Here is a 24,423-nt window from a genome sequence, read left to right on the forward strand (position 1 = left end):
ATGCCATTTTTTGTCCCTGGCACATTTATAAATCAACAAGACCACCTCAGTCCGTTTTCGGGGCTTAGCTGGTCCTGTTGATTTGTAGTTGTTCAATATACTTAAGGCTTGGTGGCAGCCCACTTAACCCCTTCTTGCCGCCGGCTACGTGTTGCGCGTGGCTTATGCCTCCACCTTGCCAATGCGCAGCACCGGCTTGATGGTGATGCCCTTTTCCGAGTCTTCGGCAGCCTGATTTATCTGGTCGAACTCGTAGAATTTCACCAGCTTGTTGAAGGGAAACTGGCCTTGCTGGTAAAGGGCAATCAGGCGCGGAATGAAGATGCTGGGCACCGAATCGCCCTGCAGAATGCCCTTAAGAGTCCGGCCGGCCACCATGATGTCGTTGGGACCAAAGCTCAGTTCTTTGTCAGGAGCCGTCACGCCCACCAAACCGCACACGCCGTGGGTGCGCAGCCCTTGTACGGCCGTGCGGATGATTTCGGGGCGGCCGGTGGTGTCGAAGGCAAAGTGCGTGCCCGGGCCCGTGAGCTGCTGGATCTGCTCCACCACGTTGCCCGTCTTGCTGTTGATGGTATGGGTAGCTCCTAGTTCCTTGGCCAGCGCTAAGCGCTCCTCGTTGATGTCTACGGCAATGATAGTCGTGGCTCCAGCCACGCGCGAGGCCATGATGGCCGACAATCCTACGGCTCCGGTCCCAAAAACGGCAACACTGGCGCCGGAATGCACATTCAGGCTATTGAGAATGGCACCGGCCCCGGTCTGGATGCCGCAGCCCAACGGCCCGAGCAGCTCCAGCGGCACGTCCTTAGGCACTTTGATGGTGTTGTTTTCGTGGGCCACGGCATAGGTAGCAAACGACGACTGCGAGAAGAAGCTGTCGTGCAAATCGGGCGTGCTGTGCTGATGAATGCGGTGCGTGCCATCAGGGCGGCTGCCGGCGAAGTTGTGCTCCAGCATGTGCTCGCAGTAGGTAGGGAATCCTTCCCGGCAGCTGCTGCACTTGCCGCAGTAGCCGAAGGTGAGGACCACATGGTCACCCACGGCTACTTCCGTCACTTCATTGCCGATAGCTTCCACCACGCCCGCGCCTTCGTGGCCGAGTACCATAGGCAGGGGCGCTGCCATCTGCTGATTGCGAATCACCATATCAGTGTGGCAAATGCCGGTGGCTACGATGCGCACCAACACTTCTTGGGGTTGTGGTTGGTCCAGTTCGGCTTCTTCGAGCAGAAATGAGCCGCCTTTTTCTTTGACGACAGCAGCTGTAATCTTCATGGGAATAGTTGGATTGAGATGAGAAAAAGAACGTCGCCCAGCGCGAGTATTGACGAGTCGAGCGAAACGTCGAAATGAGTTCACCCTTAGCTTGCCCGTAAAAGGGGGGCGCGGTTAGTAAACAAGTAAAACTACCTAATGAGGAAGGAGCTTTATTTTGCAAACCAGCCATACATTTGTTCAAACAAGTCAAACCGTATGCTCACGACCCAGGAATTTCTGGTGGAACTTGAAAACATCGACAGCCGACCTGAAACCATGTTCGTGCAGCAGCAGCACAGCGAGGAAAACTATCCCCTGCACCAGCACCAGAAAACGCAGCTGGTGTACGTGCGCAGCGGTGTAGCTTACCTTATCACGCCCAGCAAAACGTACTTTTTGCCGGCCCGGCACTATGTGCTCGTTCCGCCCCGGCTAGCGCACCGCGTACTATTTCACTCCCCCCAACATATCATAACGGGCTTATGCTTTGCTGAGGCTCGCGACACCGACCACCCGTTCTTCGGTAAGCTGGGCATCTACCCGGTGACGGACCTATTGTACGAGATGCTGGGCTACACCGAAAGCTGGTACGGGCACTATGGGCCTGAGCAGTACGAACCCTATTTGTTTTTGCTGAATCTCAAGTTGGTACTGCCCCGCATCAGCCATCATCCGCTACCACTGGCCTTGCCTACGACGGAAGACCCGCGCTTGGTGCCGGTACTGCGCTATATCTACGAGCATATCGGCGAACTGCTGGAGCTCGGCGGACTGGCCCGGCACTTCGGCTTCAGCCCGCGGAGTTTGTCGCGCCTGTTTCAGGAGTGCCTGAGCATCTCCTTCGGCCAGTACCTGAAACTCCGGCGCATGATGGCGGCCATGGAGTTGATGCTGAAATCCCAGCAGACCATCAGCGAAATTGCCTACGCCGTGGGATATAATAGCTTGGCCTCGTTCAGCAATACCTTCTACAAGCTGGTCGGTCAGCGGCCCTCGCAGTTTGCAGCCCGCGAGCAGTAAACGACACGTAAGGCAGGGGAGAATACAGAGGCCGCTCCGGTTCTCCTCCAGGCGGGAGAAAGCCGGGGCGGCCCATTGGCTTAGCGCGTAGCGACGCCGTTACCTTTGGCAATAACGTTGAAGCTCAGCGTGAATACGTCATCGACTGCTTTGTCAGCGGCGGTGCCAAACAGAGTTGAGCCAAACGTGACATTGTATTTTGTACGGTCGATACTCGCAGTGCCGGAAGCAGCGGCCACGCCGTTTTTCACGCCTACTTTGGCCGGAAAGCTGAGCGGGTTGGTTTTGCCCTTGATGGACAGGTTGCCGGTGATGGTAGCGTTGTTGCCGTTGGCGTCACCTTTCAGCGGTTTGACGCTAGTGATGACGAACGTAGCGGTGGGGTTCTTTTCGACGCCGAAGAAATCGTCTGACTTGAGATGGCCCACCAGTTTGGCGTTGTAGTCGGCGTCCGTCAGGTCAGTGTTCTTGAGCGAGGTCATGTCGGCCACGAACGTGCCGCCCACAATCTGGCTGCCTTTTACCTGCACGGTGCCTTCTTTCAGGTTGATGGTGCCAGCGTGCTGGCCGCCGATTTTCTTGCCCGTCCAGCCGAGCGAGCTCAGTTGCGGCTGCACTTTGTAGGTTTCAACTGCCGCGCTGGCCGTAACCGGCTTACGGGTGGCGGGGTCTTTAGCGGCTTGCACAGGAGCCGACAGTACGGTAGCGGCTAGCAGGAGGGAAAACAGGAGGTTTTTCATGATTTCTTGCGTGAAAAGCGATTAAGTTGAAAGGAGCGAAAGGGAAAGCTTGGTCGCGCGTTAGGGCTGCTGGGTTAGCCACCGGTGAGCGGCTGCCAAGCCGCTCACCGGTACTTCGTGCCCGCCTTCGAAGGCTTCGTAGTGCGGGGTGATGCCTAGGGCTTTCAGGAACGTCACGGCCTCATCGGCATAGAAGGCCGGGAGTTTGTCGTCGTGGCGACCGTGGCTGAGGAAGAAGCGCACCTTCTGCACGTCGGCGGCCGGGGCGTGGTGCTGGCGCGACTCGATCAGCATGCGGCCGCTGAAAGCCAGCACGCCCCGCACCTGCGCCGGGTGAGTCAGGGCTACGTCGTAGGCCATGATGGCGCCCTGGCTGAAGCCCAACAGATACACCTGGCCGGTCGGAATGCCATATTTAGCGGAGGCCTCGTGCATAAAGTTGAGCAGTAACCGCTGCCCATCCAGTTGCTGGGCTTGGTTGAAGACGGGCTTACCCGACGAGAAATCAACCTGATAGAAGCCAAAGCCCATGGGGCCAAACACCAGTGGGGCTCGCACTGAAAGCACTAGCGTGTGGGCATCGGCCAACTGCTCGCCCACTGGGAGCAGGTTCAGTTCGTTGCCGCCCACGCCGTGCAGCAGCAGCAGGAGTCTTTTGGCCCCGGTAGCTTGGGCCGGGTTTACTGGGCGGTAAGCCAGGGATAAATTAGTGAGCAGCGGGGGCTGCGTAGTGGCGGCAATCGTCATGGAAGTTGGTGGAATTAGCAAGAGAAAAACAACCAGCCACGGCCAGAATCGACGGCTCATGCCTGGGGTTGAGCTTCGGCGCGCAGCAGCACCCGGATGTTCCAGGGGTCAGTGGCAATCGGGCCTTCAGGGGTTGAATCCACCGCGTAGCCAGCGGCTTGCAGCCGAGCGGCGGCGGCATCACGGGTGGCCGTATCGGGCAGCCACAATTCCCAGTACAATAGGCGCGCATCGGCGTCCGTGGCGGTCGGTGAGCCAGCCGCCCACACGTTCAGACCCAGGTGGTGGTGATAGCCGCCCGCCCCGACAAAGAGGGCTCCCGACAAGCTCCAGGTTTCAATGGCGAAGCCTAGGGCCTGATGGTAAAAGGCGGCCGCCACGGGCAGGTTGCCGGTATAAAAGTGTAAGTGGCCGATGGTCGTACCAGCGGGCAATCCCTGCCAGCGCGTAACCCCAGCCGCTTGCAGCACCCCGGCTTCGTCGAGCGGGTCGAGGGCCGATTGAATCTCTCCCTCTGCGCTCACCTGCCACTCGTTGCGAGGCCGGTCACGGTATACCTCAATGGTGAAGCCATCGGGGTCGGTCAGGTAAGTGGCTTCGCTGTAGTTGTGGTTCGAGGAGCCTACGTGTACCCCCAGGGCCCACACATGCTTTAAAAATCGACCCAAATCAGCGCGGGTAGGCAGCAGCACGGCCAAGTGGTAGATGCCCAACCGGCCCCGCCGCGGAATAGGGCGGGCATTGGATTGTTCTTGCAGCCGTACCAGCACGTGCGGGCTACCGGCCACGCCTAGGTCGGCTACGGCGGCTTGGTTTTCGGTGGCTGGGACTTGACTGAGCAATTCAAACCCGAGCACGTGCTGGTAAAACTCCAGCGAGCGGGCCAAACTGGCTACCAACAAGTACACGGCACCCAGGCGAATGGACGCCGGTAGCTCCACCGGCGGATGCACGCCGATGCGTTCGGCAGGCAGCGAAGAATACGAAAGTAGGGCAGTGTTCACAACAGTGCGGGAAGTAGCGGGTGAGGACAAACGAAGCAGCGGCAACCGGCGGGTTTACTGACCCAAGCCGAGCTGCTTCAGGAAAGATTGGTTGTCCCAGTAGAGATACTCCTCCACCATCACGCCATCTTTCCACACGCCGACAGTGGACATGGGCAAGCTGAATTTCTTGCCCGTAGGCTGAATGAACTTGCCGTCGCCGGTGGGCATGGGCTTGGTGAAAGTGCCGGTCATAATTCCCGATACAGACGTCAAGTTGCCCTGGCCCAATTTGAAAGGGTGCTGCTTTATCTTAGTATCGGGGGCATACACGAACATGGCTTTCAAGTCGGTGATGTGCTGCTCGATGCCGGTGGTGGTGTGGCCGTCGGGCCAGTGTACGATGATGTTCTGACCGTGGCTTTCGTGCAGCCGATCCCACCTGGCGTTGCTGAACACGTCGTAGTCCAGCTCGTCGAAGGTTTTTAGGTGCTGGGCTACCTGGTCGTTAGCTTTGGCGGCCGGCTTGGTAGTGGCTTTCTGGGCCGAGGCCGTCAACGAAATGGCGAACAAAGTAAGGGGCAACAGAATCTTTTTCATGCAGCAGGACAAGTACTTGTCAGAATTCTCTCACGGCGAAAGAACAGGACAAAGGTCTTCCGAGGCTCCCTCTTGGCGCATTATCATAGGATAAGAAATGAGGATAGCTCGAACTCTTGCCCCTGGCGTCAGCAGCATCTTCTGCGCGAAAACACCGATCACAAAAGCAAAGCGCCGACCTATGGATCGGCGCTTTGCTTAAGAAATTGGGAACAGACGGCCGAAGCTTTCGACCCGGTGCCATGGTGCCCTTGGATTTGAGCAGCGCCTAGCGCAGCGCAGCATCCGATGTTATAATTGCCGCCGTACGCGGCTCAGTGATTCGGGGGTAATTCCTAGGTAAGAAGCGATTAAATGCTGGGGTACACGCTGAGCAATACCGGGGTATTTGCGCAGAAAATCTTGGTACTTTTCACTCGCTGTCTGGCTCAGCGACGCATTAACCCGCTCCTGCAGGGCCACGTAGCGGCTTTGCATCAAGAGCCGGAAGTACCGTTCGAAAACGGGAAACCGTGCGTAGATGGTCTCCATATCTGCCTGAGCTAGGAGCAGCAGTTGCGCGTCTTCCAGTGCGTCGATGTTCAGGCTGCTGGGCTGCTGGGTCAGAAGGCTGTACATATCTGATACCCACCAGTCTTCAGGGGCAAACTGCAGCGTATGCTCCTGGCCCTGCATGTTGAGCGAGTAGCAGCGCAGGCAGCCCTGGGTAACGAAGGCTAAGTGAGTGCAGGGCTCGCCGGCCAGCAGCAAATGCTGCCGCTTGCCCAGCGTGAAGGGACGTAAGTACTGCTGAAAATCGGCGAAGCAGTCATCAGTCAGCGGCACGCGGGTCTGCAGGTGGGCACGCAAGAAATGATAGGCAGCGAGAAATTCCATGTGTTGAAAGTACAGGAAGCGACGGATTTGTCCTTCGCTCCAGCTAACGAGGCAGTACCTTGTACTCACTGTATACATTCATACCTAGTCCACCTCCCGTACCCAAAGAAGTAACCCTAATCTGCAACAGATACAGCCTACATCCGCGCCGCTGAGTCACTCCTTTATATCATTTTCGTGAACCGAAAAACGGTAAATAAGCCTGATGAAAAGGCGCACCTGGGTGACAAGAAACCAGCTTTTAGGTAGATGGTTCAGCGAAATCACCATTTTGAGAGTAAAAACGGTCCTTTCTTTTTTGAACTAGGTCCTTACGGTTTTGCTTGATAAGTAATTTGGGACGAGGTAGCCAAGGGTGAGATGGGTAATGCCTTTACTTTGCTACCGTTGAATCTCTGATAACTAGGTGAGTCTTGAGAATTACTTGCTGAGCAGGCATCTTGGTTTTAGCGCGCGTCTTCTTCAAAAAGAGGTGTGCGGCTTCCTGACCTATCTCAACGCAGGGATGCATGATAGAAGTGAGCGTTGGCTCTACTACCGTTGCGTGAAACTCGTCACTGAAGCCCACCAGTGCTACATCAGTTGGAATACGTAGCCCTTGCCGCTTGATTTCCTTCATGGCAGCAAAAGCAGTGGTGTCATTCACCCCAAAAATAGCATCAGGCTGCTGCGGCAGCGTTAGTAACTGTCGAGTAGCAGCTGTTGCACTATCTATACTCATATCACAGTGCACGAGTAGCTCGTCCTCGAAGTCGAGTCCCATGTTGGCTAGCCCGTCTTTGTAGCCTTGTATACGTTCACAGGTAATATTGAGCTGCGCTGGGCCGGCGATGTGCGCGATTCTGCGGTAGCCCCGCTCGAAGAAGTGCTCGGTGATGTGACAAGCAGCCACCTGGTTATCTACCACCACCGTATCCACTTCGGCTGTGCGGCATACCCGATCAAAGAAGACTAACGGCATATCTTCTTCAATTAAGCGGTCGAAGTGCGTGTAGTCGGTTGTTTCCTGCGACAAACACATGATGATGCCTTCTACGCGCAGCTTGAGCAGGTTTTCGAGGCATTCTTTCTCCTTCTCGTAGCTCTCGTAGCTGGAGCGGATTACGATGTAGTAGCCATTTTCCTCTGCTACGCTTTCAATGCCGCTGATGATAGAAGAGAAGAAGTAAGTCACCAAATCCGGTACAATCACGCCGATAATGTGGGTCTTGTTTTTTAGCAAACCCATGGCAAGCGGATTGGGACTATATTGGAGCTCCTGCGCTAGCTGTTGCACCTTTTTGGTGATTTCCGGGCCAATATCGGGATGGTTCTTGAGCGCACGGGACACCGTCGACATCGACACATTTAAGGCTTGGGCCAACGTTTTCAGGGAAACAGGGTGCTTACGCATAGACTTCTTCTTAAAACCTTAAACTTAAAGAAGAAGCTGGATTTGACACGTAATCTCAGAATCCCTTGCCTAGCTAGGCAACGCATAGAATCACTGCAAAAGCTGACCTAGGTCTAGATTTAAATACTTCCGCAAAGGTTTGCGCAAACCTTTGCGGAAGTATTTATAACTAATTGGTTGCGAGCTATCTCTGAGCAAATAGATTTGTTCGAACTACTTAGGTGCTCAACGCGCTCTAGTGCCCTTTCACAAGCTGAAAACGGGTACAAAAAAGAGCCACTATCCGATTGAGCAGTTGAGGGAATTAAAGCCCTCCTTTCAAAAGAAGAGTTGCGAATGGCTACTGATGCTTTCTATCGGCGGCTGCGCGACAGCCTGGATTCCTTTTTCACCATATTCCCACATTCCAGCCAATGAATCCAACTCCTACCCAACCTAGTGAGCAATTTGCGCGCGTATTATCAGTAACAGCTGGTATACTGCTCTCAACTACTCCTAGCCCAACAGCTGCGGCATCGTACCTAGCTTCTGTTCATCAGCTTAGTTCGTCTTTTCTCCCACAAAAGACTTCTGCGCTTACACATTGGGCAAACCGATCCACTGAGGCCGTTATTTTCTCCTCGGCCAAAAATTTCACTGACTCCGGAATCGATTCCGGAGTTCAGGACGTGACCGTAGCAGGACGCGTGGTAGATGCTAAAGGCAATGGACTGCCTGGGGTAACGGTGGTGGTGAAAGGATCTACGATCGGCACCGGCACCAGTCCTGATGGCGGCTTTTCCCTGCAAGTACCCGAAAACAGCACACTGGTATTCAGCTTCGTTGGTTTTGCCCGCAAAGAAGTGGTCGTGACGGGCACAACCAGCAGCCTTACGGTGACCCTAGCCGAGGATACCAAGGCCCTCGATGAGGTAGTGGTGGTAGGATACGGCACGCAGAAAAAGGCGGATGTAACGGGTGCAGTCTCAACCATTTCGGCTAAGGACTTCGAAAACACCGTCACCACCAACGTTGGTCAGGCCTTGCAGGGGCGCACCGCTGGGGTGCAAGTGACGCAGAACACCGGCCGCCCCGGCGATGCGCCCCTTGTGCGGGTGCGTGGCGTGGGTACTACGGGTAACAGCAACCCGCTGTACGTCATTGATGGCGTCATTACGAACCCTGATGCGACGGGGGTAACCGGCGCGTTCAATAGTACTGGCGGCACTAGCACCGCGGGTGGCATTGCCAACATAAACCCCGATGATATTGAGTCGATTACGGTGCTGAAAGATGCCGCTTCTTCCGCTATTTATGGGGCACGGGCAGCGAATGGTGTGGTGCTCGTTACCACTAAGCGCGGCAAGGCAGGCCTAGGTCGGGTGACCTTCAACAGCTACGCGGGCGTGCAGAAAGCGTGGCGGCTGCCGAAAATGGCTAATGCTACCGAGTTTGCTACGTTGCAGAACGAAGCCCGCGTTAATGCAGGATTGACGCCCAACTGGAACCGCGTGGATACGCTAGGCGTCGGCAATGAAAAGATTGCGGAAATCTTTCATCCCGCGGCTATCCAAGACTACCATCTGTCGTTCTCAGGCGGGTCGGAGAAGTCGCAGTACGCGGTTTCCCTGGGTTACTTCAAACAAGATGGCATTGGCATTGGGGTAAAGTACAATCGTTACTCGCTGAGCGTCAACTCCGATCATCAGGTTCTGAAAAAGCTGCGTGTGGGCAACAGCCTTTCGCTCACGCGAGGCGCAAGCCGCAGTGGGCTGTGGAGCGAAACGTTTGTCAATGCCATTCGCTTTTCACCCACTATTCCGAAGTACATGCCGGATGGCAGCCCCGGCTACGCTACCCGCCTCGGCGAGCAGCTAGGGTACCTAGCTCCCCTGGGCGCGGCTTACCAGTTTCAGAACGACCTGACGCGCTACCGCATTCTGGGCAACGTGTACGCGGAATATGCCTTCACCCCGGCCTTAAAGTTCCGCTCTACCCTAGGGGGCGACTTCATCATTGAAGATGGTATTTCTTTCGTGCCTGTCTATACCTTCGGGAGCCGCACGAATACGCTGAGTACCCTCGACCGGAACTACGCCATCAGTGGTACGTGGTTAAACGAGAATACCTTATCATATAATAAAACCTTCGCCGGTCGGCACAACGTGTCGGCGCTGGTGGGGGTGACGCAGCAGGCGAACCGGTCGGAGAACATCAGCGCCCACCGGGAGAGCTTGCCCAACAACGACATTCGGGTGCTGGATGCCGCTTCGCTCAACGACCGGGCCCGCGGTGGTGCCTCCGAGTGGTCGATTCGCTCCTTTATTGGTCGGCTGAATTATAACCTGAACGAGAAATACCTGCTCTCGGCCAACCTGCGGGTCGATGGCTCCTCCCGCTTCGGCGCAGGCAACCGCTACGGGGTGTTTCCTTCGTTTGCCGCCGGCTGGCGCTTATCGAGCGAGAAGTTCATGGAGAACATTCGCGCTATCAATGACTTGAAGTTTCGGGCCAGCTGGGGGCAGCTTGGCAACCAGGAAATCGGCTTGTACTCGTTCACCAACGGCCTGGACCTAGGGCAGAACTACGTGCTTGGCACCGGGCAGACGATTGCCTCCGGGGCGGCACCTATCGCGCTCGGCAACCCCAACATCAAGTGGGAAACGACTACCATGCAAGATGCAGGGCTCGACCTAGCTTTGTTCAACAATGCCGTATCGGTGACGGTCGACTACTTCGTTAAGACCACCCGGGATATGCTCGTGCAGGTGCCCATTCCGGGCACCACGGGCGTGACCACCGCGCCTTACCAAAACGCTGGCTCAGTGCGCAATTCGGGCTTTGAGCTGGCGGTGGGCTACCAGAAGTCCACCGGAGATTTTCGCTACGATGTCAACGCAAACATCTCCACGCTCAAAAATCGGGTGCTTTCTTTGGCTGGCGTGCCCATTGTTTCGGGCGTGTTCAAAACGGCGGAAGGGCAGCCCATCAACTCCCTTTTTGGCTACGTGCAAGAGGGCATTTTTCAGACCCAGGAGGAGATTAACACCCATGCCACCCAGGCCAATGCCAAGCCCGGCGACATCAAGTGGAAAGACCTCAACGGCGACGGCACCATCAATGACCTCGACCGAGATTACATCGGCAACACCATTCCCCGCCTGACCTACGGCTTCAACGGCAGCGTGAGCTACAAACGCTTCGATTTCAGCTTGTTCGTGCAGGGCGTGCAGGGCCGCGAGGTGTTCTTGGACAAAACCGGTGGGCGCCGCCTGGTAGACAACTTCGACAACACCACCGTGGATTACCTGAGCCGCTGGACGGGCCCCGGCACCAGCAACCACGTGCCCCGGCTCGTGTGGGGCGACCCGAGCAACAACCAGCGCACCTCCGATTTCTTCGTCTACGATGCTAGCTACGTGCGCATCAAGAACATCCAGCTAGGTTACACGCTGCCGAAAGACTTACTCGGCGTCAACCGCATCCGCGTGTATGTGAGCTGCCAGAATCTGCTGACGCTGACGCCCTATCCGTGGTTTGACCCGGAAGTGGGGCAGGGCCGCGACAACAACTTCACGGACCTGATGACTTACCCGCAGCCCCGTACCTTCTTGGGCGGCATCAACCTCGAATTCTAGTGCCCCTTTCTCGATGACTACTAGCATGAAACGAATCCTACTAGCTGCTACGGCCGCCCTGCTACTCACTGGGTGCGAAAAAGAGTTTTTGGAGAAGGAGCCGCTGAGTGTGGTTACGCCCGATAACTTCTACAAAACCTCCAACGACGCCGTGCGTGCCATTAATGCAGCCTATAAGCCGCTCACTCTGCAAGGCGTGGGGCAATTTGGCCTCGACCGTTACGGCAACTACATGTCGGGCGACGCGCAGTCGGCCAACGACGACGCCAACTGGAGCCAGATTCAGGAGTTCACGGTGACCTCAGACAACCAGAATGTGCGCAACAGTTGGAACGCTTTCTACCAAGGTATCTTCCGGGCCAACTTGGTGCTAGACCGCGTGCCCGCTATTGCGATGGACGAGGGTCTGAAGCAGCGTATTCTGGGGGAAGCCGCATTCCTGCGCGCCATCAACTATCACTACTTGGTGCTGCTGTTCGGCGACGTGCCGCTCATCACCAAGCCCCAGTTTGATGTAAAAGAATTCCTCGTTTCGCGCACACCGACGGAACAAGTGTACCAGCAGATTATCAGTGATTTGAAGATAGCTGAAACCAGCCTGCCTCGCACGTATGCCGCCGCCGACGTAGGCCGCGCCACGCAAGGCGCCGCCAAAGCGTTCTTGGCCAAGGTGTACTTGTACCGCAAGCAATGGCCCGAGGCCGCCGCCAAGGCTAAAGAGGTCATCGATGCCAACACCTACAGCCTCTTTGATCGCTACTTCGACAACTTCGAGCTAGCTACCGAGAACGGCAAGGAATCTATTTTCGAGATTCAATATGCATCCTTCTTAGGGGGCCTCGGTAACGCGACGAACAACTACGATGCGCCCCGTGGCCTGGGCTTCACGCTCGACGGGGGCTACGGCTACGGGTCGCCCACCAAAAACTTCGTGAACTCCTTTGCTCCGAACGACCCTAGGCTAAGCTACAGCGTCTTCCGGGCAGGGGATGTATTCCAGGGTATTGCGTACAACCCGGCGGCTTCTCCCACGGGCTACAGCCCTCGCAAATACGTGGTCGGGAAAGGAGCCAACATCGGCAAAAGCGACGACCCGAAGAACTTCATCCTGATGCGCTACGCCGATTTGCTGCTGATGTACGCCGAAGCGCTGAACGAAGCAGGCAAGCCCAGCGAAGCCGCCGCCCCAGTGAACCAAGTGCGGGCGCGGGCCGACGTGAAGCTAGCGCCGCTTGCTACCACGTTGTCGCAGAGTCAAATGCGCCAAGCCATCAAGGATGAGCGCCGCGCCGAGCTAGGTCTGGAAGGTCACCGCTGGTTCGACCTCGTGCGCTGGGGCGATGCCGCCACCTACCTGAAGTCTATTGGCAAAACAGGCTACCGCGACGGGGTAAGTGACCGGCTACCCATTCCGCAGGCCGAGCGCGACATCAACCCCAACCTGACGCAGAACAATGGTTATTAGCCTAGCTCAGCGTCGTTAATAAGCAATGCTAGGTAGTTTGGTTGTCCAAGAAGCCTCATTTTTGGCAACTGGCTACCTAGCATTGCTCCGTTTCTACTCGTTACTCCTGAATCTTACCCGCTAAATGATTCGCTTCCGTCACAGAACCAATCTGCCATTAGTCGTCTGTTCATTACTTCTCTCGCTCCAAACGCGGGCCCAAAATCCGCTGACGTTGTGGTACAATAAGCCCGCGGCGAACTGGAACGAAGCCCTGCCCATTGGCAACGGCCGCTTGGCCGCCATGGTCTACGGCACTCCGGGCCGGGAGCGGCTGCAACTCAACGAAGAAACCGTGTGGGCCGGCGAGCCCGGCAACAACGTAGTGCCGGGCGTGTACGAGGGCATTGTGGAAATCCGCAAGCTTCTTTTTGCGGGAAAATATAAGGAGGCGCAAGACCTCTCGAACAAGACCTTTCCGCGCCAGGCTTTGCCTACCAACAACTATGGCATGCCCTACCAAACCGTGGGCAACCTGCTGCTGACCTTTCCCGGCCACGAGGCGGCTACCAACTACTACCGGGACCTTGACATTCAACAGGCCGTAGCCAAGGTGAGCTACCAAGTTCAGGGCGTCACCTACACCCGCGAGATGTTCGCGTCGTTGCCCGATCAGGTTATCGTGGTGCGCCTGACGGCCAGCAAGCCGGGCAGCATTACTTGCCGACTCGGCATGAGTAGTCCGCAGCTCAGTCGTAGCATCAAGACGGAGCCGACCAAGCTCGTGCTGGCGGGCGTCGGTGGCAGCAATGATAATAAGGTCGGTAAGGTTAAGTTTCAGGCCCATGTCGTGCCGAAAGTGGAGGGTGGTACAGTAACCGCCACAGATAGCACCCTGCAAATAACAGGTGCCACGGCCGCGACGATCTACGTTTCCATGGGCACGAACTTCAAGAGCTATAAGGACCTAGGGGGTGATGAGACTGCCAAAGCGGCTTCGTACTTGCCGGCGGCCCTGGCCAAAACGTACCCGACTGCCAAAGCGGCCCACGTAGCCAGCTACCGGCGCTACTTCGACCGGGTGAGCCTGAACCTAGGCAGCACCGACGCAGTGAAAAAGCCCACTGATGTACGCATTGCAGATTTTGCTACGGGCAACGACCCGGCCCTCGCCGCCATGTACTTTCAATTCGGGCGCTACCTGCTGATTTGCAGCTCCCAGCCCGGCACCCAGCCCGCCAACTTGCAAGGTAAATGGAACGACAAACTCTCGCCGCCCTGGGACAGCAAGTACACGGTGAACATCAACACCGAGATGAACTACTGGCCGGCCGAAGTCACGAACCTGACGGAGCTGCACCAGCCACTGTTTAGCATGCTCAAGGACTTAGCCGAAACGGGTAAGGAAAGTGCTTCGGTGGTGTACCACGCGCGCGGCTGGAACATGCACCACAACACTGACTTGTGGCGCATCACCGGCAACGTGGACGGGGGGTTCTACGGCATGTGGCCCATGGGCGGCGCCTGGCTCACGCAGCACCTCTGGCAGCACTACCTCTTCACCGGCGACAAGGCTTTTTTGCGGGAGTACTACTCGGTGCTGAAAGGCGCGGCCCTGTATTACGTGGATGCCTTGCAGGAAGAACCGAGCCATAAGTGGCTGGTGGTGGCCCCCTCCATGTCGCCGGAAAACACCTACCAGAGCGGCGTCGGCATCACGGCCGGCACCACCATGGACAACCAGCTCGTGTTTGATGTCTTCTCGAATGCTATGCGCGCCGCCGCCATCCTGAATACCGATAAAGCCTTTGCCGACACGCTCCAGGGCATGATCAAGCGCCTGCCGCCTATGCAGATTGGGCAATACAGCCAGCTGCAAGAGTGGCTGCAAGACTGGGACAAACCCGATGATAAGCACCGGCACGTCTCGCACTTGTACGGCCTCTACCCGAGCCAGCAGATCTCTCCGTACGCGAATCCGGAGCTGTTTGCCGCCGCCGAAAACTCACTGGTGTACCGGGGCGATAAATCGACGGGCTGGTCAATGGGCTGGAAAGTAAACCTCTGGGCTCGTTTACTGAACGGCAACCGGGCGTACAAGCTCATTGCCGATCAACTGAATCCGGCTGGCACGGAAGCTTCCGGCCAGAATGGCGGCACGTACCCCAACCTGCTCGACGCCCATCCTCCGTTCCAGATCGACGGCAACTTTGGTTGCACATCCGGCATCGCCGAAATGCTCGTGCAGAGCCACGATGGGGCCATCGACATCTTGCCGGCTCTGCCGGATGCGTGGCCCACTGGTGAGGTGAAGGGATTAGTAGCCCGTGGTGGATACGTAATCGACCTAGCCTGGAACAAAGGCAAAGTGACGCGCTTGCAGATTACCTCGAAGCTAGGCGGCAACTGCCGCCTGCGGGTGCACAGCCCCGTCACGGCAACCGGCACAGCCAAGCTAGCTGCTACGCGGGGCGCAAATCCCAATCCCTTCTACCAAAACACGGCAATCAAGGCCCCGTTGGTGTCAGCCAAAGCTGCCGTCAAAAAGCCTACGCTACAGCCCTCATTTGTGTACGACCTAGTTACCAAAGCGGGCACTTCTTATACCCTCAATGGCCGCTAAACGGCTCGCTTCTCTGCTATGCCTCGTCCTCGCAACAGCGTATTTGCCATCGGCCTTATTACCTCATTATTCTTCTTGTGGGGCTTTGCGCTTAACCTAAACCCGATTCTTATACCCCACCTAAAAAAGGCCTGCCAACTTACGGATGCGCAGTCTGCCTTCATTGACTCGGCTTCGTACATTGCCTATTTTGTATTAGCCATTCCGGCGGGGCAGTTCATGAAGCGCTATGGCTACAAGGGCGGTATTATCGTGGGGCTGCTGCTGTTTGCGGTCGGCGCTTTCTTGTTTTATCCTGCGGCCGCAACCCGCTCCTATACCTTCTTTCTAGGGGCGCTGTTCGTTATTGCCTGCGGGCTTACCTTCCTGGAAACGGCTGCCAATCCTTACATCACTGTACTTGGCGAACCCGAGGAAGCTGCACAACGCATCAACTTTGCGCAGTCATTTAACGGATTAGCTGCCACCCTAGCTCCCTTGCTTGGTGGCATGTTCATCTTATCGGGTAAAAGTCTCTCGGCTACCCAGATAAGTGCTATGTCACCGCGACTGGTAGCGGACTACCTAGACCGCGAAGCCGCCGCAGTACAGGTTCCGTATCTGCTCATCGGCGGAATTGTGCTGCTGGTCGCGTTGCTGCTATTTCGCACGCCACTGCCCGAGCTAGCAGAGGAGGAAGAGGCTGATAGGGCCGAAGGCTCCTTACTACGGGAGAAAAACCTGCTGCTAGGTGTAGTTGCGCAGTTTTTTTACGTTGGGGCGCAAGTGTGCGTCAGTAGCTTCTTTATTCGCTTTGCTGAGCGCGTGGGAGGAATTGAAGAAAAATCGGCGGCGCTTTACTTATCCGGCGCGCTGCTAGGCTTTATGGCTGGGCGCTTCATCGGAACCTTCCTCATGAAGTTTATCGCCCCACCCCGGCTCCTGGCCCTTTACAGTAGTATCAACTTTGGGCTGGTACTCTTGGCTGTGCTCCTGCACGGCAAACTGTCGGTGTACGCGCTGATGGGCGTGGAATTTTTTATGTCTATCATGTTCCCCACCATTTTCTCGCTCAGCATCCGCGGACTAGGCGCAAAGACGAAAGAAGGCTCCTCCTTGGTCATTATGGCCATTGTTGGCGGCGCTATTTTCCCCGTGATTGCCGGCTGGGTATCCGACGCTACCACGATTCAAGTGGCGTACATTGTGCCAGGGCTGTGCTTCCTGGTTGTCCTTTATTTCGCTTGGAAGAATATCAATGTCAGAAAAGTTAAACTCGTCGCAGCACATTGATTTTAGCTGCGGCCCACTTACTCCTTCGGCGCAAGCACGCTGTTGAGGTAGCAACACTATCGGAATTTACTAAGCGGTAAGCAAACATGCATTTAGAGCTACAGGATAAAGTAATTATCGTGACGGGCGGGGCCAAAGGTATCGGTGAGGGCATCAGTCACGTGCTTGCCCGGGAAGGTGCAATTCCAGTAATAGTTGGGCGCAATGAAGAAGACAATCGAAACACCATGGCAGCTATTGAAGCGGCAGGTGGCCGGGCTTGGCAGGTGGTGGCGGAGCTTTCTGATCCTTTGGCCTGCGAGCAGGCTGTGCACGCTGTTTTGGCGCAGTACAGCCGCATCGAAGGCCTAGTGAACAACGCTGGCATCAATGACGGCGGCAGCCTGGAAGCCGGCAGCTATGAGCAGTTTATGCTCAGTCTGCACCGTAACCTAGTGCATTACTATCTGATGGCCCATTACGCGCTACCAGAGTTGAAAAAGAGTAAGGGCGCTATCGTCAACATCACCTCCAAAACGGCCGAAACTGGCCAAGGGCATGCCTCCGCGTACGCGGCCGCCAATGGTGGCCGGAACGCCCTGACCCGCGAATGGGCTGTAGAGCTGCTTAAATACGGCATGCGCGTGAATGCCATTGTCGTAGCCGAAAGCTGGACGCCAGCCTACGCCACTTGGATCCAAACGCTACCTGACCCAGAGGAGAAGCTGCGCGAAATCGTTTCCCTGATTCCGCTCGGTAATCGTATGACCACGGCCGAGGAAATTGCCAACACCACAGCCTTTCTACTTTCGGAGCGCTCCAGCCATACTACCGGTCAAATTATCCACGTGGATGGTGGCTACGTACATTTAGATCGAGCCTTGGCAAACGCGCAATAACGCACTTAGAATGATGAATACATTAGTGTGTGAGCAGCCTGGCCGGTTCGCCTACCTGGATCGGGAAACGCCTGTGGCGCCCGAAGGCTACAGCTTATTAAAGATCAAGCGCATTGGCATCTGCGGTACTGATTTGCACGCCTACGAAGGCACCCAGCCCTTTTTTGCCTACCCGCGCGTGCTGGGCCACGAGCTAGCTGGCGAAGTAGTCGATGCGGGCGGCGCAGCGGGTTTCGAGCCGGGCGAGGCCGTCACGTTTATTCCGTATTTCAACTGCGGTACCTGCATTGCATGCCGCTCGGGGTTGCCCAATTGCTGCACCCACATCAATGTGTGCGGCGTGCACATCGATGGGGGCATGGCGGAGTACCTGGCCGTGCCTTCCTACTCGCTGGTGCACGGCGAAGGCTTGAGCTTCGACGAGCTAGCTTTGGTCGAGCCGCTGGCGATTGGCGCCCACGGCGTGCGCCGCGCCCAGGTGCGGCCGGGTGAGTTCGTGCTGGTAGTAGGAGCGGGGCCGATTGGCCTGGGCATCATGGAGTTTGCGCGTATTGCCGGCGCCCACGTCATTGCCATGGATATCAATGAGCAGCGCCTCGCCTTTTGCCGGGAGAAGCTGCGCGTGCCCTACACCGTGAATGCCCTGGCGAAGGATGTAGCCGAACAACTCCGGCAAATCACCAGCGACGACATGCCTACGGTGGTCATTGATGCCACGGGTAGTCAGCGGGCGATTAACAATGCGTTTCAATACCTGGCCCACGGTGGTCGCTACGTGCTGGTGGGGTTGCAAAAAGGCGAAATCAGCTTTTCGCACCCCGAGTTTCACAAGCGCGAAGCCACGCTCATGAGCAGCCGCAACGCCACCCGCGAAGACTTCGAGCACGTCATTGCCTCCATGAAGGCTGGCCAAGTCGACCCTACCACCTACATCACACACCGTGTGCAGTTCGGGCAGGTGCAGCAGGAATTTGCCAGTTGGCTCAACCCCGCAACGGGTGTTATTAAAGCAATGGTGGAGCTAAGAGAATAATTGGCTTTGCCTCTGGCATCAACTACTGAACAATGTTGAAATAACAAGCCCAAAGCAGGGACAAAAATAGGGTGCTTCGGAAGGTTCCCCTTTGCCTATCTTGCAGGTCTAGTAGCTGGCTGAGCTGAGCCAGTAAAGACAACTGACTGCTTCATGGCCAAGGGAAATAAGCGCCTGTCTATTGCACACCTTGCACAAGAATTGGGGTTATCTGCCTCTACTATTTCGCGCGCGCTGAACAATGCTCCGGATGTCAGTGAAGCAACCAAGGCGCAAGTATGGGTGCTGGCCGAAAAGCTTCATTACCAACCGAATGGCCTAGCTGCGGCCCTGCGCCGGGGGCGTAGCAATGTGCTCGGGGTTATTGTGCCGCACATTACCGGGGCCTTCTTTCCCGCGGTCGTGCACGGCATGGAGGAAGAGGCAAGCAAGGAAGGGTTTAACGTGATGATTTGCCAGACGAGCGAAGAAGTAGCCCGGGAAAAAAAGCAGGTGGAAGTCCTCCTAAAGGGGCAGGTCGACGGCATCTTGGTGGCTATGTCAAAAACCACCCACGACTTTGCGCACTTTGAGCGAGTCCGTAGCCAAAATATCCCCTTGGTTTTCTTCGACCGCATGCCCGACCTAGCTAACGCCTGCGCAGTCGTTTCCGACGACTACCGGGGGGCTTATCAGGCAGTGGAACATCTGATCAAGCAGGGATGCCGCCGGATTGCGCACATGGCCGGCCACCAAACCGTCAGTACGACGCATAACCGCTACCGGGCGTACCGCGACGCGCTAGCTGCCCACGGGCTGCCTTATGAGGAGGAGCTAGTTATTCATTTGCCCAACCCAAGTACGGAAGCTGGCGCCCAGGCAATGACGACCTTGCTGCAACAGTCCGTATGGCCCGATGCCGTGTTCACTGCCTACGATTTTCCGGCCGTTGGCGCGCTAGAAGTGTTAGACGCCCGCGGCATCCGAGTGCCCGAAGACATTGCCCTCGTTGGGTATAGCAATGAACCCTTTACCACGATGCTCAAGCCACGGCTAACCTCTGTCGATCAGCGAGCAAAGCAAATGGGCGAAGCCGCCATCCAGCTATTTTTACAGCTGCTAAAGCGCTCAGGTCACGAGGCTGGTCAACGTATTACCTTGAAGCCTCAGCTTCTTATCCGCGAGTCCTCTTTGCAAAAAAGCGTCTTCGCTGAAAGAAATGAACAGCACCCTCAACGGTGATGCGGTTGTGTCCGACCTAGCAGGTGTAAACAGTAACCAGCTTAGCGCTTTTCTTTGAGGTGGTCATTCGGCAGGTTCCGCATGACCACTTTTGTTGTTTATTGGTCATACAGCCTGCCTATAAGCTCTCTTGATGGAAAGCTAGGTGTAGCGGAGTGCTGGCTGCCCGTCATTCATTCGTACAAGTAAATTATTGCTGCTTCAGACCTAGGTTTAGCGTAGGATTCTACGAAGGTTGTCGAGCAGTCAATCTTATCTATCTTGCATAGCTAGCTACTGTATCGAAGTCAATTTAAAATACTCACACCTAGTTTGTTTCTTTCATGGACAAGGCCAACAAGCGCATCTCTATTGCTGACCTTGCGAAAGAACTAGGCTTGGCCCAATCCACCGTTTCGCGGGCGCTCAACCACGCCTCCGACGTGAGCGATGCCACCAAGGCGCAGGTGTGGGCCTTGGCCGAGAAACTAAAGTATCAGCCGAATAACCTAGCGGCCGCGTTGCGTAGTGGCCGCAGTCACGTGCTCGGCATTATCGTGCCGCACATCAATGGGGCCTTTTTTCCAGCGGTGGTACATGGTATTGAGGTGGTAGCCAGCCAGGCCGGCTTCAACGTGATGATCTGTCAGTCTACGGAAGAAGTAGAGCGGGAGAAAAAGCACGTAGAGGCGTTGCTCAAGGCCCAAGTGGATGGTATTCTGGTGTCCATGTCCAATACCACGTCCGACTTTACGCACTTTGAGCGCGTATTTGATCAGGGTACGCCGCTAGTTTTTTTTGACCGCATGCCGGAGTTGCCCAATGCCTGCGGCGTAGTAGTCGATGATTACCGCGGCGCCCTGCAAGTAATGGAACACTTAATTGAGCAGGGGTGCCAACGCATTGCACACTTTGCTGGACCGCAGAATATTAACACTACCCACAACCGCTTTCGCGGGTACCAGGATGCCTTGCACATGCACGGCATCGCGTACGACGAAAGCCTCGTGGTGCAGCTTGAGGGGGCAAGCACGGCTGATGGGGCCGCGGCTATGCAGCAGCTACTGTCGCTGCCCGAGCGGCCCGATGCAGTTTTCTCCGCCTACGACTTTCCCGCCGGGGGCGCTTTGGAGGTGCTAGAGGAGCAGGGCATGCGGGTACCCGAAGACATTGCGTTGGTAGGCTTTAGCAACGAGCCGTTTACGACTATGGTGCGGCCCCGACTCACATCAGTGGATCAGCGCGGCAAGCAGATGGGCGAAGCCGCCGTCCAGCTCTTCCTGCAATTGCTCAAGCGAACCGACTTTTTCAGCGGGCAACGTATTGTGCTCAAACCCAAGCTCGTCGTCCGAACTTCGTCCCTATACGGGCAGCTAGCTCCCGAGAAGTACCAGTAGCCTATCCGTACGTAATAATACAGCGCCGCTCCAGCGCCGAAAAGTGGGCGATGTACGCCTTCGTTGGCAAAACGGCGCTGTATTATTACAGTTCTGAACCTAGCTTATTGCGGCTGCGCGCCTGCCCAGCGCAGCATATTCAAGAGGAGTTGTTGGCCCACGATGTTGGCCTTGTTGCTGCCCGATGCATTGAGGGAGGTTAGGGCAGCATTTTCCCCGTCGCCTTCGGCCCGCTTGCTCACCTTCACACCCCGCAGGGTCGAGAAGATATCGAGGGCGCAGAGAATGATATGGCCGCGGCCGTGCGGAACCACGCTCAGCGCCGAGTACACTTCTTTCTTATGGTCCGACAGGCAACCGACAACGGTTTCGCCGTTAAATAGGCGTAGGCCTAGCCGGTTGCGGTCGTAGGTTGCGAAGCACTGGTACTCCCAGTTGAACACGCCAGCCGGCGGCAAGCCCGTGAACAGCGGATGGCTTTTCGCGAAGTAGTTGCCGCCGTACCACGAGGTACCTAGCTCTTTGTAGCCGCGGTAGTCCACTACTTCCTTGCGCCCTAGGTGCGTGGCCCACTTGTCGAGGTTGCCGACCACCACCAACGTGTTGCCCTCGTTCACCCATTCCAGGATATCGGTCACCAGGGGGTTGCCGGTTTGCTGTGGATTGAAGGCGCCGACCAACAAGTACTTGCCCTGTGGCCTCCCTGATTTGAACTCCTTAAACGAGTTCACGCCCACTGAGCGCAGATAATTAGCCAGCACCCCGCTGGTATCGGCCACCATGCCAGCCGCCGGAATTGCTTGTGTGTTGAGCTTTACGGCGTACAGCTTGTCGTCGCCGGTAGCCACGATGCTGCTACCGCGCAGCAGCTCGGCTTTGATGGTAGTATAGCCCGCACTAGTAGGAATCAGCGGCAACCCGGCCGACAGCAGCTCCCCATACCGGGTGCCACCCGTCACGCGCACCGGCAGCGTTTTATTGAGTACCGTGCGGCCTTGCTCATCGGTGGCCTGCACGCGCAGGCGGTAGCTGCCTTTCAGGTTAACTTCATTGATAAGGTGAAAGTCTACGCGCGACGTGTCGCCGACGCCCAAGACCTTGCGCGTGGGCTTCACGGCCACGTACACGGGGCGGTTGTAGCGGGCAATCAGCTGCACGTCGCCCTTGGGGTTGCGGTAATTGTCGACGATACCGGAGTGGTTTTCCAGCATCATGCTCTCCCAGCCGTTCACCGCGTAGCCGTCGACGGTGTTGTTCAGGCGGATGTTCTCGATGGCACGGCCCTGGTAGTAATAGGCCGTATTGCCCATGGCTGTCGTCAACGCGTCGACCGTGGGAAAGATTTGTGCGAAGCCGGGAGTGTTCTTCAGATACTGATCGTAGGCATCGTACCAAGCTAGGTAGCTGGCGCTTTCCCATCCGATGTTTTTGCCCGTTCTCAGGATTTCGTCGCGGATGAGCTGCAAGCGCGGGGGCGTGCCAATGGCCCCTTCCTCACCATAGTAAACGATTTCATGTTTATGATCTGTGAAGCGCAGGTATTTACCAGGCCCCGAATACAGGTTGTCGTGGTACACTCCTGGGCCGCCCGCGTGGTGCTGGTCGAACCAGCCGTAGGCGCGAAACGTGGTATCGTACGGCAGCAAGTGCAGCTTGAAGCGCGGATTTGGCTTTAATGTGGGGTCGCCGTTCGACGAGTTATACGTCAGTAGGCGCGTCGGGTCGAGCCGGTGCGCGGCGCGCATTTCGGTGCTGTCCTTGGCTTGCGGCGGCGCCCCGCGCTCGTTGTGCAGGTTGTAAATGACGAGCGATGGGTGGTTCCGGTCGCGCCGGATCATGCGCATCACTTTCTCTGTGCGAGCGGGAAAGTAGAAGTCTGCCTGTTTCTTGCCGAGCGAATCGGTGGGGTTGAACCCGTTGGCTGGGTACTGATTGCCGCCCGGCTCCTCGAAGTAGAGCAGACCTAGCTCGTCGGCGTAGTCCAGCACGTTCGTCTGCCCAATGGTGCGGTGAAAGTTGAGCATGTTCAACCCTAGCTTTTTGGCCGTCTCTACTTGCTTGCGGGCAAGTGCATCGCTCGGCATAATGCCGTTGACGGGCCAGAACCCCCACGAAATGGAGGTGCGCAGCACGATGCGCTTGCCGTTCAGAAAGAACTGCCTATCCCCGCCGACGACGTCCCGGATTTCAAACCAGCGGAAGCCAAACCGCTGCCGGTAGTTGTCCTGCGTGTTATCGGTGCCCTTCCAGCTAGCTGTCAGCATGTATAAGTTAGGCTGGTTAATGCTCCACGGTTTGGCGTTTTTCACGCGCACGGTTATGGTATTGGTACTGAGCCCCGTCGGGACTTGCGTGAGCGGGTAGTCCTGGGCAAACACCGTTTGCTGCACGCCACCTTGCTCTTTCACTTCCACGTGCAGGGTGCCGGCGGTCGGCTTCTTGGTCTGATTGGCCGTGGTTACCTGCACGTCTACTTCGTCGAGCCTAGGCTTGTTCTGCACGAACACGTCCTGCACGTACACCGGGTCGGTAGCCACGAGTTCGACCTTGCCCGTGATGCCCCCAAAGCCGTGCGTCGGCTGAATGCGGTAATCGCCCCACATGAAAGTTTGCGAGTCGCGCCAATCGAAGTTGCCATTGGGGTCCGTGATGCGCACGGCCACCTCATTGTCCTGCCCGTAGCGCACGAACTTGGTGATGTCGATTTCAAACGGCGTGCTGTTGACCAGGTCGTAGCCCGCGAGCTGCTGATTGACAAAGACCTCTGCCCGCAGCCGCACGCTCTCAAAGCGCAGCACCACGTGCTTGCCCTGCATCGTGGCCGGTACGGCCAGCTTGGTACTAAACCACGACACCCCTAAGTAGTTGCCACTCAGCCCGAACGTGTTGCCGTTGGCCCCCCAGTAATATTGCTCCACCGTAGCGGGCAAGTGCACAATCGGATTCGAGGTGCTTTGCAGCACGCCCCAGCCGCCCGTAGGCGGGTTAATGGGCAGCTTGGCTACGTTTACCGGTGGCGCATACAGGCGGTCTTGTACCCACGGCGCGGCCCGGTCCAGCCACAGCCGCCAATCCTGATTCGACAAGTCCTGCACGACGCGGACCGATTGCGCCTGGGCGGTTACACTCAACAAGGACAGGCCAACTAGCGGCAGCAGGCGGGAAAGCGAAACCCCTAACACGTAAGCAAAGCGGTGATAAAACATGGTAGCGATTAGTGATAATCAGGTAGTTGTTTTGAAGAGAGCATGCCCGTTCTTCTCCGCCTTTGCTGGTCTAGAAGCAAGTTCAGCTTCTTCCTTACCCACGTAGCAACTTGCTCGAAAAGCAAGTAGGAAGG

General features: G+C 56.6%; 17 protein-coding genes. 9 read left to right on the forward strand and 8 right to left on the reverse strand.

Going from position 1 to position 24,423, the window contains the following annotated elements:
• Positions 1–162: 162 nt before the first annotated feature.
• Positions 163–1,278, reverse strand: coding sequence for an NAD(P)-dependent alcohol dehydrogenase (locus tag SD425_RS27980; RefSeq protein WP_324680273.1), 1,116 nt, complete (start codon positions 1,276–1,278; stop codon positions 163–165).
• Between the two features lie 198 nt (positions 1,279–1,476).
• Between SD425_RS27980 and SD425_RS27985 the strand changes: the two genes are divergently transcribed.
• Complete coding sequence (locus SD425_RS27985) at positions 1,477–2,280, forward strand: AraC family transcriptional regulator (RefSeq protein WP_324680275.1); 804 nt, start codon at positions 1,477–1,479, stop codon at positions 2,278–2,280.
• An 80-nt stretch (positions 2,281–2,360) separates the two neighbouring features.
• Here SD425_RS27985 and SD425_RS27990 read toward each other — a convergent pair whose 3' ends face one another.
• The 6 genes from SD425_RS27990 to SD425_RS28015 form a co-directional block, all read right to left on the reverse strand.
• The gene (locus tag SD425_RS27990) at positions 2,361–3,020 is read right to left on the reverse strand and encodes a YceI family protein (RefSeq protein WP_324680277.1); all 660 of its coding nucleotides are present in this window, start codon (positions 3,018–3,020) and stop codon (positions 2,361–2,363) included.
• A gap of 60 nt (positions 3,021–3,080) precedes the next feature.
• Positions 3,081–3,827 carry an esterase gene (locus tag SD425_RS27995; RefSeq protein WP_324680279.1) on the reverse strand — a complete coding sequence of 249 codons (747 nt, stop codon included), beginning with the start codon at positions 3,825–3,827 and terminating at the stop codon, positions 3,081–3,083.
• Complete coding sequence (locus tag SD425_RS28000; RefSeq protein WP_324680281.1) at positions 3,824–4,771, reverse strand: VOC family protein; 948 nt, start codon at positions 4,769–4,771, stop codon at positions 3,824–3,826. Before SD425_RS28000 ends, SD425_RS27995 begins: the two co-directional genes overlap by 4 nt.
• Before the next feature lie 54 nt (positions 4,772–4,825).
• The gene (locus SD425_RS28005) at positions 4,826–5,350 is read right to left on the reverse strand and encodes an ester cyclase (RefSeq protein WP_324680008.1); all 525 of its coding nucleotides are present in this window, start codon (positions 5,348–5,350) and stop codon (positions 4,826–4,828) included.
• Between the two features lie 291 nt (positions 5,351–5,641).
• Positions 5,642–6,226 (reverse strand): Crp/Fnr family transcriptional regulator, encoded by a 585-nt coding sequence (locus tag SD425_RS28010; protein WP_324680010.1) that lies wholly within the window; start codon positions 6,224–6,226, stop codon positions 5,642–5,644.
• A 373-nt stretch (positions 6,227–6,599) separates the two neighbouring features.
• Positions 6,600–7,619: a LacI family DNA-binding transcriptional regulator gene (locus SD425_RS28015; RefSeq protein ID WP_324680012.1), complete on the reverse strand. Its 1,020-nt coding sequence runs from the start codon at positions 7,617–7,619 to the stop codon at positions 6,600–6,602.
• A 413-nt stretch (positions 7,620–8,032) separates the two neighbouring features.
• Between SD425_RS28015 and SD425_RS28020 the strand changes: the two genes are divergently transcribed.
• The 8 genes from SD425_RS28020 (at position 8,033) to SD425_RS28055 (ending at position 21,083) form a co-directional block, all read left to right on the forward strand.
• Positions 8,033–11,236, forward strand: a complete 3,204-nt coding sequence (locus tag SD425_RS28020; RefSeq protein WP_324680014.1) for a TonB-dependent receptor — start codon at positions 8,033–8,035, stop codon at positions 11,234–11,236.
• A gap of 25 nt (positions 11,237–11,261) precedes the next feature.
• The gene (locus SD425_RS28025; protein WP_324680016.1) at positions 11,262–12,701 is read left to right on the forward strand and encodes a RagB/SusD family nutrient uptake outer membrane protein; all 1,440 of its coding nucleotides are present in this window, start codon (positions 11,262–11,264) and stop codon (positions 12,699–12,701) included.
• A gap of 124 nt (positions 12,702–12,825) precedes the next feature.
• The gene (locus SD425_RS28030; protein ID WP_324680018.1) at positions 12,826–15,303 is read left to right on the forward strand and encodes a glycoside hydrolase family 95 protein; all 2,478 of its coding nucleotides are present in this window, start codon (positions 12,826–12,828) and stop codon (positions 15,301–15,303) included.
• An 18-nt stretch (positions 15,304–15,321) separates the two neighbouring features.
• Positions 15,322–16,575 carry an L-fucose:H+ symporter permease gene (gene fucP / locus SD425_RS28035; RefSeq protein ID WP_324680020.1) on the forward strand — a complete coding sequence of 418 codons (1,254 nt, stop codon included), beginning with the start codon at positions 15,322–15,324 and terminating at the stop codon, positions 16,573–16,575.
• Positions 16,576–16,661: 86 nt separating this feature from the next.
• Positions 16,662–17,453: an SDR family oxidoreductase gene (locus tag SD425_RS28040; protein ID WP_324680022.1), complete on the forward strand. Its 792-nt coding sequence runs from the start codon at positions 16,662–16,664 to the stop codon at positions 17,451–17,453.
• Positions 17,454–17,466: 13 nt separating this feature from the next.
• The gene (locus tag SD425_RS28045) at positions 17,467–18,486 is read left to right on the forward strand and encodes a zinc-binding alcohol dehydrogenase family protein (RefSeq protein WP_324680282.1); all 1,020 of its coding nucleotides are present in this window, start codon (positions 17,467–17,469) and stop codon (positions 18,484–18,486) included.
• A gap of 153 nt (positions 18,487–18,639) precedes the next feature.
• Entirely contained in the window at positions 18,640–19,707 is a 1,068-nt protein-coding gene (locus SD425_RS28050) for a LacI family DNA-binding transcriptional regulator (RefSeq protein ID WP_324680023.1), read from the forward strand.
• Positions 19,708–20,030: 323 nt separating this feature from the next.
• Positions 20,031–21,083 carry a LacI family DNA-binding transcriptional regulator gene (locus SD425_RS28055; RefSeq protein ID WP_324680025.1) on the forward strand — a complete coding sequence of 351 codons (1,053 nt, stop codon included), beginning with the start codon at positions 20,031–20,033 and terminating at the stop codon, positions 21,081–21,083.
• A gap of 104 nt (positions 21,084–21,187) precedes the next feature.
• Here the strand turns inward: SD425_RS28055 and SD425_RS28060 are convergent, their stop codons facing one another.
• Positions 21,188–24,289: a glycoside hydrolase family 2 protein gene (locus SD425_RS28060; protein WP_324680027.1), complete on the reverse strand. Its 3,102-nt coding sequence runs from the start codon at positions 24,287–24,289 to the stop codon at positions 21,188–21,190.
• Between the last annotated feature and the right edge of the window lie 134 nt (positions 24,290–24,423).

This window comes from Hymenobacter sp. GOD-10R (assembly GCF_035609205.1).
GTDB lineage: Bacteria > Bacteroidota > Bacteroidia > Cytophagales > Hymenobacteraceae > Hymenobacter.

Coding starts and splice junctions, on each gene's coding strand:
- SD425_RS27980 (WP_324680273.1), bottom strand. CDS start 1,278: ATGAAGATTACAGCTGCTGTCGTCAAAGAAAAAGGCGGCTCATTTCTG.
- SD425_RS27985 (WP_324680275.1), top strand. CDS start 1,477: ATGCTCACGACCCAGGAATTTCTGGTGGAACTTGAAAACATCGACAGC.
- SD425_RS27990 (WP_324680277.1), bottom strand. CDS start 3,020: ATGAAAAACCTCCTGTTTTCCCTCCTGCTAGCCGCTACCGTACTGTCG.
- SD425_RS27995 (WP_324680279.1), bottom strand. CDS start 3,827: ATGAGCCGTCGATTCTGGCCGTGGCTGGTTGTTTTTCTCTTGCTAATT.
- SD425_RS28005 (WP_324680008.1), bottom strand. CDS start 5,350: ATGAAAAAGATTCTGTTGCCCCTTACTTTGTTCGCCATTTCGTTGACG.
- SD425_RS28010 (WP_324680010.1), bottom strand. CDS start 6,226: ATGGAATTTCTCGCTGCCTATCATTTCTTGCGTGCCCACCTGCAGACC.
- SD425_RS28015 (WP_324680012.1), bottom strand. CDS start 7,619: ATGCGTAAGCACCCTGTTTCCCTGAAAACGTTGGCCCAAGCCTTAAAT.
- SD425_RS28020 (WP_324680014.1), top strand. CDS start 8,033: ATGAATCCAACTCCTACCCAACCTAGTGAGCAATTTGCGCGCGTATTA.
- SD425_RS28025 (WP_324680016.1), top strand. CDS start 11,262: ATGAAACGAATCCTACTAGCTGCTACGGCCGCCCTGCTACTCACTGGG.
- SD425_RS28030 (WP_324680018.1), top strand. CDS start 12,826: ATGATTCGCTTCCGTCACAGAACCAATCTGCCATTAGTCGTCTGTTCA.
- fucP (WP_324680020.1), top strand. CDS start 15,322: ATGCCTCGTCCTCGCAACAGCGTATTTGCCATCGGCCTTATTACCTCA.
- SD425_RS28040 (WP_324680022.1), top strand. CDS start 16,662: ATGCATTTAGAGCTACAGGATAAAGTAATTATCGTGACGGGCGGGGCC.
- SD425_RS28045 (WP_324680282.1), top strand. CDS start 17,467: ATGAATACATTAGTGTGTGAGCAGCCTGGCCGGTTCGCCTACCTGGAT.
- SD425_RS28050 (WP_324680023.1), top strand. CDS start 18,640: ATGGCCAAGGGAAATAAGCGCCTGTCTATTGCACACCTTGCACAAGAA.
- SD425_RS28055 (WP_324680025.1), top strand. CDS start 20,031: ATGGACAAGGCCAACAAGCGCATCTCTATTGCTGACCTTGCGAAAGAA.
- SD425_RS28060 (WP_324680027.1), bottom strand. CDS start 24,289: ATGTTTTATCACCGCTTTGCTTACGTGTTAGGGGTTTCGCTTTCCCGC.